This is a genomic window from Stenotrophomonas geniculata (genome assembly GCF_034508895.1).
In the GTDB taxonomy this organism is placed as follows: domain Bacteria; phylum Pseudomonadota; class Gammaproteobacteria; order Xanthomonadales; family Xanthomonadaceae; genus Stenotrophomonas; species Stenotrophomonas geniculata.
Genome location: NZ_CP140571.1, coordinates 2879927 through 2891569 on the forward strand (window position 1 = coordinate 2879927; position 11643 = coordinate 2891569).

8 protein-coding genes are annotated in these 11643 nt (G+C 64.8%); 5 read left to right on the forward strand and 3 right to left on the reverse strand.

Annotation, left to right across the window (positions count from 1 at the left end):
• The gene (locus RI032_RS13255) at window positions 1-1260 is read right to left on the reverse strand and encodes a type II secretion system F family protein (RefSeq protein WP_322547120.1); all 1260 of its coding nucleotides are present in this window, start codon (window positions 1258-1260) and stop codon (window positions 1-3) included.
• 361 nt (window positions 1261-1621) lie between these two features.
• On the opposite strand from RI032_RS13255, the gene RI032_RS13260 reads away from it, so the two are divergent.
• Window positions 1622-2065, forward strand: a complete 444-nt coding sequence (locus tag RI032_RS13260; protein WP_322547121.1) for a pilin — start codon at window positions 1622-1624, stop codon at window positions 2063-2065.
• A 291-nt stretch (window positions 2066-2356) separates the two neighbouring features.
• Window positions 2357-4084, forward strand: coding sequence for a type IV-A pilus assembly ATPase PilB (gene pilB, locus RI032_RS13265; protein ID WP_322547122.1), 1728 nt, complete (start codon window positions 2357-2359; stop codon window positions 4082-4084).
• Between the two features lie 130 nt (window positions 4085-4214).
• On the opposite strand, the gene RI032_RS13270 is transcribed toward pilB, so the two are convergent.
• Window positions 4215-5588, reverse strand: a complete 1374-nt coding sequence (locus RI032_RS13270) for a sigma-54-dependent transcriptional regulator (RefSeq protein ID WP_322547123.1) — start codon at window positions 5586-5588, stop codon at window positions 4215-4217.
• Window positions 5589-5648: 60 nt separating this feature from the next.
• Complete coding sequence (locus RI032_RS13275; RefSeq protein ID WP_019336430.1) at window positions 5649-7262, reverse strand: sensor histidine kinase; 1614 nt, start codon at window positions 7260-7262, stop codon at window positions 5649-5651.
• 405 nt (window positions 7263-7667) lie between these two features.
• Between RI032_RS13275 and sucC the strand changes: the two genes are divergently transcribed.
• The 3 genes from sucC to RI032_RS13290 all read left to right on the forward strand — a co-directional run bounded on the left by sucC (window position 7668) and on the right by RI032_RS13290 (window position 11592).
• Window positions 7668-8837, forward strand: coding sequence for an ADP-forming succinate--CoA ligase subunit beta (gene sucC, locus RI032_RS13280; protein ID WP_004154430.1), 1170 nt, complete (start codon window positions 7668-7670; stop codon window positions 8835-8837).
• Between the two features lie 20 nt (window positions 8838-8857).
• Window positions 8858-9733, forward strand: a complete 876-nt coding sequence (sucD, locus tag RI032_RS13285) for a succinate--CoA ligase subunit alpha (protein WP_005410793.1) — start codon at window positions 8858-8860, stop codon at window positions 9731-9733.
• A 224-nt stretch (window positions 9734-9957) separates the two neighbouring features.
• On the forward strand, window positions 9958-11592 hold the full coding sequence (locus RI032_RS13290; RefSeq protein WP_322547124.1) for an NAD+ synthase: 1635 nt from the start codon (window positions 9958-9960) through the stop codon (window positions 11590-11592).
• Window positions 11593-11643: the final 51 nt, after the last annotated feature.

The window sequence follows — 11643 nt, forward strand, 5'->3', positions numbered from 1 at the left end:
TTAGCCGACGACGGCGCCGAGTTTGAAGATGGGCAGGTACATCGCGATGACCAAGCCACCGACAATGGTACCAATGAACACCATGATCATCGGTTCCAGCAGGCTGCTCAAGGCATCCACGGCATTGTTCACTTCCTGCTCGTAGTATTCAGCCACCTTGAACAGCATGGCGTCCAGGGCGCCCGCCTCTTCGCCGATGCCGGTCATCTGGATGACCATGTGCGGGAACAGGTTCAGCTGCTTCATGGCCATGTTGACCGGGTAGCCCACCGAGACGTCGTCGCGCATCCGCAGTACCGCCTCGCCATAGACCTTGTTGCCGGTGGCGCCAGCCACGATACCCAACGCCTCCACCAGCGGCACGCCGGCCTTGAAGGTCACCGCCGTGGTCCGGGCAAATCGGGCGATCGAGCTGTTATGCATGATCTGGCCGATCACCGGCACCTTCAGCACCAGCCGATCGACCGTATGCTGCATTTTCTCCGAGCGCCGGTAGGTCATGGCGATGGCCACCACCGATCCGATCACGACGATGGCTATCAGCCACCACCACGACACCATGAACCGGGATAGGTTGACCACCATCTGGGTGAAGGCCGGAAGGTCGGCACCGAAGCTCTTGAAGACCTCCTCGAACTGCGGCACCACCCAGACCAGCAGGACAGTGCTGACCAGGAAAGCCACCACCAATACCATGGCCGGGTAGAACAGCGCCTTCTTGATCTTGCCCTTCAGTGCTTCGATGTTCTCCTTGTAGGAAGCGATCGTGTCCAGCACCGTTTCCAGCACACCGGCGCTTTCACCGGCGCGCACCAGGTTGCGGTAAAGCTCGTCGAACTGGACAGGGTAGCGGCTGATCGCCTCGTTCAGCGAAGAGCCGCCCTCGATGTCGGCGCGGATCCCGTCCACCATCTTCTTCATGCGCGGATTCTTGTGCCCGCTGCCGATGATTTCCAGCGCCGACACGATCGGCACGCCGGATTTCATCATCGTGGCCATCTGTCGGCTGAAGAACGCAATGTCCTTAGCGCCCACGGGCTTACCGGCCGCGCCGAACAGTGGCTTCGGCTTCGGCTTGACCTGGCCGGGATTGATCCCCTGCTTGCGTAGTTCGGCGCGCAGCAGATTGGCGTTCTTCGCCAACTGCTCACCCTTCATCTTGATACCCCGCTTGTCGGTCCCCTCCCAGACAAACGGCTGCAGCTCCATGGTGCTACGCGCCACGGGCTCTTTCTTGATCGCACTGCGACTGACAGACATGTTGGCTCCCCAAGGCCCGCCATCCCCAGGCGGGCATCCTGACCGGCGATGGTAGCCGGTTCAGGGCCGTCCGGGGAGCCTGCTGGCGTGACGCCGCGCAGGGTTTTCGACCTGACGAGACGAAAGGTGACGTACCGCGTCACATTGCCGCGTCCATCGCAGATTCGCTTCTGGGGGGTTCCCATCCGCGAAATTGCTGCCATCATTGGCGCGGGGAAATCGGGGAGACGCTGCCATGGGAGATTGGCACGTAACCTGCGTTGATCCACCCGCGGGGAAGGGCAGCCTGCTCATCCGGTCATCTGGCCGGCCGGCAGCCACCCCCGACATCAACCACCACTTATCTTGGGGATGTACCACCATGAAGAACCAGAAGGGCTTCACCCTGATCGAACTGATGATCGTCGTTGCGATCATCGCCATCCTGGCTGCCATCGCGCTGCCGGCGTACTCGAACTACACCAAGAAGGCCAAGGTCTCGGAAGTGATCCTGGCGGCTTCTTCACTGCGTACCGACGTGTCGGAATACGTGGCCAGCAACAATTCGCTGCCGCCGACAACTTGGAAGCCGGACTTCCAGCAGACTCAGTACGTGGATAAGCTGGAATGGAATGGTAAGTCCATCGTTGCTACTGCCAAGGGCGTTGGCGACGACCTCATCGATAAGAAGACCATTACGCTGACTCCGTCCGGTGACGGAAAGAATGGCGTTGTGCCGAGCTGGAGCTGCGGCGGTTCGATCGATGCCAAGTATCGTCCGGGTTCTTGCCAGGCAGCTGCTGGCGAAGAAGAAACCAAGGAGTGATCCGGTAATTGGTACCGCGTTCTAGGAACAGGGAGCCGTTGGCTCCCTGTTCTTTTTTGGGCATAGCCATTCTGCTGTGCGCCGTCGATCTAAAGTCCCGGCATAGCACTAAGATCCTCTTTCTCGACATAAATCGGTATTTTCAAGTGGCGATGAATGGCGAAAACGTCAATTGAGCAGTATTTAATTGCACCTATTGTGACTGGGACCTAAAACGTCAGAGGTGAATTCCTGAAAGTGCTTTCAGGAACCTACGCTTGATTGTTCCAGACTGAGGGCTTTGAGGAAAATATGAGTACTCCTTCCCCCCCAAACCTCGTCGGCATCACCGGCCTGGCCCGCCGTCTGGTCCAGGACGGCGCCTTGGACGAGGCTTCCGCCCGCGACGCCATGGCCAAGGCCGCCGCCGCTCGCCAGCCGCTGCCAACCTGGTTCGCGCAGAACAAGCTGGTCAGTGCCTCGCAGCTCGCCGCCGCCAACGCGGTCGAGTTCGGCATGCCCTTGTTCGACGTGTCCACCTTCGATGCCAGCCAGAACGCGATGAGCCTGGTCAGCGAGGAACTGCTGCGCAAGCACAACGTGCTGCCGCTGTTCAAACGCGGCGGCAAGCTGTTCGTGGGTACCAGCAATCCGACCCATGCGCTGGACGAGATCAAGTTCCACACCAATCTGGTGGTGGAACCGATCCTGGTTGATGAAGACCAGATCCGCCGGACGCTGGAGCAGTGGCACGCCAGCCACGACACCATCGGCGATGCGCTGGGCGGCGACGACGAGGGCATGGCCAACCTCGACGTTGGCCTGGGCGACGAAGACAACGCGGGTGGCGACTCCGGCATCGACGCCAAGGGCGACGACACCCCGGTGGTGAAGTTCGTCAACAAGGTGCTGGTCGATGCGATCCGCAAGGGCGCATCGGACATCCACTTCGAGCCCTACGAAGACGATTACCGCGTGCGCCTGCGCATCGACGGCCTGCTGAAGATGGTGGCGCGTGCGCCGGTGAAGTTGAACCAGCGCATCGCTGCGCGCCTGAAGGTGATGGCGCAGCTGGATATCGCCGAGAAGCGCGTGCCGCAGGACGGGCGCATCAAGCTGAACCTGTCCAAGACCAAGCAGATCGACTTCCGCGTGAGCACGCTGCCGACCCTGTTCGGTGAAAAGGTGGTGCTGCGTATCCTGGATGGCAGTGCGGCCAAGCTGGGTATCGACAAGCTGGGCTACGAACCGGACCAGCAGAAGCTGTTCCACGACGCCATCCACAAGCCGTACGGCATGGTGCTGGTGACCGGCCCGACCGGTTCGGGCAAGACCGTGTCGCTGTATACCGCGCTGGGCATCCTCAACGACGAGACGCGCAACATCTCCACCGCCGAAGACCCGGTGGAAATCCGCCTGCCCGGTGTGAACCAGGTGCAGCAGAACAACAAGCGCGGCATGACCTTCGCTGCGGCGCTGCGCTCGTTCCTGCGACAGGATCCGGACATCATCATGGTCGGCGAAATCCGCGACCTGGAGACGGCGGAGATTGCGATCAAGGCGGCGCAGACCGGCCACATGGTGCTGTCCACGCTGCATACCAACGATGCGCCGCAGACCATCGCGCGCCTGATGAACATGGGTATCGCCCCGTACAACATCACCAGCTCGGTGACGCTGGTGATCGCGCAGCGCCTGGCACGCCGGTTGTGCGGCAACTGCAAGCGCCCGGCCAACCTGCCGGAGCATGCGCTGCTGGCCGAGGGCTTCACCCAGGCGCAGCTGGATGCGGGCATCCAGCTGTACGAGGCGGTGGGCTGCGATGAGTGCACCGAAGGCTACAAGGGCCGAACCGGTATCTACCAGGTGATGCCGATGACCGACGAGATCGCCACCATCGTGCTGGCCGGTGGCAATGCGCTGCAGATTGCCGAGGCGGCGCAGCAGATCGGGGTGAATGACCTGCGGCAGTCGGCGTTGAAGAAGGCCGCCGCGGGTGTGACCAGCCTGGCCGAGATCAATCGCGTGACCAAGGATTGAGGTAGAGCCGAGCCTATGCTCGGCTGATGGCCCGAAGAGCAGCCGAGCGTGGGCTCGGCTCTACAGTAGATCCACGCCATGCGTGGATGGCGCGGCGGCGAACACCGCGCAGCCGAGCATGGGCTCGGCTCTACTCCATCCCCAGCTTCTTCAGCTTGTAGCGCAGCGCGCGGAAGGTGATGCCCAGCTGCGCGGCGGTCCGGGTCTTGTTCCAGCGGTTCTCTTCCAGCGCGCGCTGGATGGCGCTGCGTTCCAGCTGCTCGATGTACGAGGGCAGGGCGGCGCTGCCGGGCTGCAGGTCGGCCACGGCTTCGGCCGGAGCTGCGCCGCCGGGCGCACGTGGGGCGTGCTGCGGCAGGCGCAGGTCGTCGGCACCGATGCGGTCTTCTTCGGCCAGTGCCAGCGCGCGTTCCAGAATGTTCTCCAGCTCGCGCACATTGCCCGGGAACGCATAGTGGTCCAGCGCCTCCAGCGCCGACGGCGCCAGCAGCGGGGTGGCACGGCCGTGGCTGCGGGCCAGCCGCGCCAGCACGGCGGCCGCCAGCTCCGGCAGGTCCTGGCGGCGCTCGCGCAGCGGCGGCACCTTCAGTTCGATCACGTTGATGCGGTAGTACAGGTCGTGGCGGAAGCGCCCGTCTTCGACCAGCTCGGCCAGGTCCTTGTGGGTGGCAGAGAGGATGCGTACGTCCACCGGCTCTTCGTTGGCCGCACCGACCGCGCGCACCGACTTCTCCTGGATCGCGCGCAGCAGCTTCACCTGCATCTGCAGCGGCAGCTCGGCCACTTCGTCCAGGAACAGGGTGCCGCCGTGCGCCGCCTGGAACAGGCCGGGCTTGTCGGCATGCGCGCCGCTGAAGCTGCCTTTGCGGTGGCCGAAGAATTCGCTCTCCATCAGCTCGCCGGGAATGGCGCCGCAGTTGACCGGTACGAACGGGCCGGCCGCACGCGCGCCCTGGGCGTGGATGGTGCGAGCGACCAGTTCCTTGCCAACCCCGGATTCACCGAGGATGTAGACCGGCGCCTGGCTGCGCGCGACCTTGCCGATGGTGGTGCGCAACACGTCCATGGCCGGCGAAGCGCCCAGCAGGCGTGCAGCCTGTTCGGTGGCGGGGCCGGGCGCAGGGCGTTCGGTGTTGTTGAGTTCCAGCGCGTGCTTGACCAGGCCACGCAGCACCGAGATGTCCACCGGCTTGCTGACGAAGTCGAAGGCGCCGGCTTTCAGCGCTTCCACGGCCAGGTCCATGCTGCCGAAGGCGGTGATCATCGCCACCGGCGTGCGCGGGTAGTGCTGGGCGATTTCGCTGACCAGCTCGATGCCGTTGCCATCCGGCAGGCGCATGTCGGTGATGCACAGGTCGTACGGATTGCTGGCCAGCAGCTCGCGTGCTTCGGCCAGGTTGGCGGCGGTACTGATGCGCAGCCCCATGCGGCCGAGGGTCAGTACCAGCAGTTCGCGGATGTCGCGTTCATCGTCGACGACGAGGGCGCTGCGGGTTTCGTTCATGGGCGTGAAAGATAAACGAGGGGGCTGGAAGCGACAAATGTTTGACGCACAGATTGGGGATCAGGTGGGCAACAGCGTGTGCGGGCCGGGCAGCACCAGGCGGAAGCAGGAGCCGCCTGCCGGCACCGGGATGTAGTCGAGCCGTGCCTGGTTGGCGCGGCACAACTCGCGGGCGATATACAGGCCCAGCCCGGTGCCGTGCTCGGAGGTGGTGAAGAACGGACGGAACAGCTGTGCGGCCACACTCTCGGGAATGCCGGGGCCACGGTCCATCACGTCGATCACCGCGCTGCGTTCGTGTTGTGCCACGCGCAGGCGCACCCGCGCCGGCTGCTGGCCGATGCGGCCGTACTTCAATGCGTTGTGCACCAGCACGGTGAGCACCTGGTACAGGTGCTTGGTATCGACCTGCGCCATCACCGCCGTGTCGCTGATGATCGGTTCGATGCTGTCGGTCTCCAGCGTCTGGCCCTGCTTGTACTCCAGCACGAAGCGGCGCACGAAGGCGACCAGGTCCACGTTCTCGGGCGTGGCGCGTTCGCGCCGTGCCAGCCCCAGCACGCTCTCGACGATGCCGTTGGTGCGCTGGCATTGCTGGCGGATGATCTGCAGCAGGCGGCGGTCACTTTCGTTGAAGCCGGTGCCTTCCTCCAGCAGCTGCACGGCGTAGTTGATTGCCGCCAGCGGGTTGCGGATTTCATGGGCAAGGCTGGCCGAGAAGCGGCCCATTGCCGACAGGGTGAGCGATTCGGCGCGCCGGGACACCACGCTGGAATCGTCCAGGAACACCAGGGCCAGCTCGCTGCCGGCCAGCAGGCGGGCGAAGCGTGGTTGCACTTCGGGCTGGTCGGGGTTGAGTTGCAGCGGCAGTTCGTCCTGCGCCCAGCCGTTGCGCCAGCGCTGCAGGCGGCGCGCCAGTTCCGGCGCGGCACTGGCCAGATCCAGGCGTCCTGTCTCACCGATGCCGTCGTTGTCGCCGAGCAGCATCGAGGCCGCTTCATTGGCCAGGGTGATGCGGTTGTCGGCGTCCACCACCAGCACGCCGGTGCGCATGCGGCGGATGATCAGTTCGTTGATCTGGAACAGGTTGGCCACTTCGTCGCCGCGCTGGTTGGCCAGCTGCTGGTTGCGGCGCGCGCGGTTGCCTACCTGGTAGCTGATGAAGGCCAACGCCAGGTAGCTGGTGGCGAACATGGCCAGCTCGGCCAGCGTGCGGGTGGGGTCGCCGCCTTCGAGCACCTTCCAGAGGTATTCGGTACCGGTGGCCAGGCTGGCGACGATTGCCAGGCCCAGGCCCCAGCTCAATGGCAGCAGGGTGGCGGCAGCGGCGATGTTGAACAGCAGCGACATCGAGATGCCGGCGCTGGCACCGGGCAGGGCATGCGCCAGCAGGGTGGCGGCGATGATGTCCACCAGCACGCTGCTGACCACGATCGGGCGCAGCCAGCGTTCGTTGCGGCCGATCGCCAGGGCCAGCAGCGACAGCAGCAGATAGATGGCCGCGACGGTATCGGCCAGGCGCGGGTGATGGGCCTCGCCGACCATGCCGGACAGGGGGCTGTAGAGCAGGCCAGCGATGACCGCGGCGATCAGCACCCGGTACAGCGCGAAGAAGTACAGCTCACGCCGCGGAATCGATTCGATGCGGTCGATCAATGAAGCACTGGGTGACACGCCGGAACTCCCCTTCTGGCTGCCTGGGTCTGGAATCTGCGGCGGTCCTGCCTGGCATCCCCTGAAGCCGGGCGGGTACGTCGCTTCTCTGTGGCCTGCGGTGGAAGCAGCCGGGCAGGCCCGACACTACACACCTTGGTTGACCAGTATAGGGCCCCCGGCAGGGCGCCGCCGGAGCCGCCCGGATCGCGCATTTGGCCCGCCGTGGATACCGGTGGCCAACGGCGGCCCGGGCGCAACTGCCTGAATGGCGGTGGAAATCTGGCCGGGTCTGGCGTTTTGTACAGACTTCTTTGCGCCCCGGCGCTGGCTCGGCCACAATAGTGGGCCCGCCGCGGTCCATGCCGGCGCCCCGCCGGGGCCCTGAGGAATTGCGTGCGGTCGTTCCTATTCCCACGGTGACGCATGAATTTCCACGAATACCAGTCAAAACAACTGCTTGCCGAGTACGGCATCCCGGTCCCGGCCGGCAAGGTCGCTGCGACCCCGGACGAAGCGGTTGCCGCTGCCAACTCCCTGGGCCAGGGCCCCTGGATGGTCAAGGCGCAGATCCACGCTGGCGGCCGCGGCAAGGCTGGCGGCGTCAAGTTCTGCAAGACCACCGACGACGTGAAGGCCGCTGCGGCCAAGATGCTCGGCACCAAGATGGCCACCTACCAGACCGCAGGCGTTGAACTGCCGGTCAACCTGGTGCTGGTGACCACCGCCGGCGAGATCGTCAAGGAACTGTACCTGTCGGTGCTGGTCGACCGTGGCACCAAGACCATCACCTACATCGCCTCTTCGGAAGGCGGCGTGGAAATCGAGCAGGTCGCTGCTGAAACCCCGGAGCTGATCCACTCGCTGAACGTCGACTTCGTCGAAGGCGTGCAGGGTTACCACGGCCGTGATTTCGGCTTCAAGCTGGGCCTGACCGCCAAGCAGGCCGGCCAGTTCGCCAGCATCATGGTGAACCTGTACCGCCTGTTCAACGAAAAGGACCTGGCCCTGGTTGAAATCAACCCGCTGGCCATCCTGGACGACGGCAACCTGTACGCGCTGGACGGCAAGTTCGACAGCGACGACAACGCCGCGTTCCGCCAGAAGGCCCTGGTCGCCATGCGCGACAAGACCCAGGAAGATCCGACCGAAGTGATCGCTTCGGAGCTGGACATCAACTACGTCACCATGGACGGCAACATCGGCTGCATGGTGAACGGCGCCGGCCTGGCCATGGCCACCATGGACGTCATCAAGCTCAACGGCGGCGAGCCGGCGAACTTCCTGGACGTGGGCGGCGGTGCCAACAAGCAGCGCGTCATCGAAGCGTTCAAGCTGATCCTGTCCTCGGACAAGGTTGAAGGCATCTTCGTCAACATCTTCGGCGGCATCGTCCGCTGCGACATGATTGCCGAAGGCATCATCGCCGCCGTGAAGGAAGTGGGCGTCAAGGTTCCGGTCGTGGTGCGCCTGGAAGGCACCAACGTGGAAGAAGGCAAGCAGCTGCTGCGCGACAGCGGCATGGCCATCATCCCGGCTGACAACATCAACGATGGCGCCAAGAAGATCGTTGAAGCTGTCAAGAACGCTGCCTGATTCGACACCAAGGAATTCCCATGTCTGTTTTGATTAACAAGAACACCAAGGTGATCGTGCAGGGCTTCACCGGCCAGCAGGGCACCTTCCACGCCACTCAGATGATCGAGTACGGCACCCAGGTTGTTGGCGGCGTGACCCCGGGCAAGGGTGGCACCACCCATATCGACCTGCCGGTCTTCAACACCGTTGCCGACGCCGTGCAGAGCACCGGCGCCAACGCTTCGGTCATCTACGTGCCGCCGCCGTACGCGGCCGACGCGATCCTGGAAGCCGCTGCTGCCGGCATCAAGGTCATCGTCTGCATCACCGAAGGCATCCCGGTGCTGGACATGCTGCGCGTCAAGAACGTGCTGACCCGTTCGCATCCGGACACCGTGCTGATCGGGCCGAACTGCCCGGGCGTCATCACCCCGGGTGAGTGCAAGATCGGCATCATGCCGGGCCACATCCACCAGCCGGGCAAGATCGGCATCGTGTCGCGTTCGGGCACCCTGACCTATGAAGCGGTCAAGCAGACCACCGAAGTCGGCCTGGGCCAGTCCACCTGCATCGGCATCGGTGGTGACCCGATCAACGGCCTGAACTTCGTCGACTGCCTGAAGCTGTTCAACGAAGACCCGCAGACCGAAGGCATCATCATGGTTGGCGAAATCGGCGGTGACGCCGAAGAAGCCGGCGCCGAGTACATCAAGAACCACGTGAAGAAGCCGGTCGTCGGTTTCATCGCCGGTGCGTCGGCTCCGGCCGGCAAGCGCATGGGCCACGCCGGTGCGATCGCCTCGGGCGGCAAGGGCACGGCCGAAGGCAAGTTCGCCGCCATGGAAGCTGCCGGTGTCGTCACCGTCCGCTCGCCGGGCGACCTGGGCGCTGCCATCGCCAAGCTGGTGAAATAAGAACGACTGCCTCTGGCAGCCGATTCTGTAGAGCCGAGCCCACGCTCGGCTTGCTTTGGAAAAGCCGCCCTCGGGCGGCTTTTCTGCGTCTGGCGGCTGCCTGGTCGGCCCATCCACGCATGGCGTGGATCTACTGAGCCAGGGCTGTCCACGCAGTGAGCGCGCCCGGCGTGCGCATGGCGCAGCGCTACAATGGCGGCATTGCAACCACAGGCTGGATTCCCATGGCTTCGATCCGCATCGCGATGGCGCAGTTCGACTTCCCGGTCGGCGATGTCGCCGGCAACACCGAGCGCATCATCGAGATGATCGGCCAGGCGCGCGACGAGTACGGCGCCGAGCTGGTGATGTTCCCCGAGCTGGCGGTGAGCGGCTATCCGCCGGAAGACCTGCTGCTGCGCCCGGGCTTCCTGTACGAGTGCGAGCAGGCGATGACCCGTATCGCTGCCGCCTGTCGCGGCATCACCGCCGTGGTCGGCTGGCCGCAGGCCGCCGGCGCGGTGGTCTACAACGCTGCCAGCGTGCTGCGCGACGGGCTGGTCGAGCAGACCTACCGCAAGCGCGAGCTGCCCAACTACGCGGTGTTTGACGAGCGCCGCTACTTCGATGTCGATCCGGATGGCGGCAGCTGCGTGTTCGAGGTCAACGGTATTCCGGTGGGCCTGCTGATCTGCGAGGACCTGTGGTTCGCCGAGCCGCTGGCCGACACCATGCGCGCCGGCGCGCAGCTGGTGGTGGTGCCGAATGCGTCGCCGTACGAGCGCGGCAAGCATGCCCAGCGCGATGCGGTGCTGGCCGCGCGCACCCGTGAGAGCGGGGTGGCGATTGCCTACCTCAACGTGGTCGGTGGCCAGGACGCGCTGGTGTTCGATGGCGCCTCGGTTGTGGCCGATGGCGACGGTACCGTGCACCCGGCCGCCGCCGCCTTCGTCGACCAGTGGCTGGTGGTGGAGTACGACGGTGAAACCCGCCGCTTCATGCCGCATGTGTGGATGGACGATGGCGACGAGAGCATGGACGCGCTGGCCTGGCGTGCCGTGACCCGTGGCATCCAGGACTACTGCCGCAAGAACGGCTTCAAGAAGGTGTGGCTGGGCCTGTCCGGTGGCATCGATTCGGCGCTGGTGCTGGCCATGGCCGTGGACGCGATGGGCGCCGAGAACGTCACCGCCGTGCGGTTGCCGTCGCGCTATACCGCAGGCCTTTCCAACGACCTGGCGGCCGAGCAGTGCCAGGCACTGGGCGTGAAGCTGGAGGCGGTGTCGATCGAGCCGGCGTTCAAGGGCCTGATGGAATCGCTGGCGCCGATGTTCGAGGGCACCACGCCGGACGTGACCGAAGAGAATCTGCAGTCGCGCAGCCGTGGCGTGATCCTGATGGCGCTGGCCAACAAGTTCGGCGGCCTGCTGCTGACCACCGGCAACAAGAGCGAGTACGCGGTTGGTTACGCCACCATCTACGGCGACATGTGCGGTGGCTATGCGCCGTTGAAGGACCTCTACAAGACCGAGGTGTTCGGGCTGTCCAAGTGGCGCAACACCGTGGGCGGCGCACCGGTGATCCCGCCGGCGGTGATCAGCCGCCCGCCGTCGGCCGAGCTGCGCGAGAACCAGCTGGACCAGGATTCGCTGCCGGCCTATGACGTGCTGGATGGCATCCTGTACCGCTACATCGACCAGGAGCAGTCGCGCACGGAGATCGTGGCGGCCGGTTACGACGCGACCGTGGTCGACCGCGTGCTGCGCCTGGTGCGCATCAGCGAGTGGAAGCGGCATCAGGCCGCGCCCGGGCCGAAGGTCTCGCGCCGGGCGTTCGGCCGTGAGCGTCGTTACCCGATCAGCAACGGCTACAAGGGCTGAGGCCCGGTCCATAAGACGACAGGGAGTGCCGGCCGATGGCCGGCAACCCGT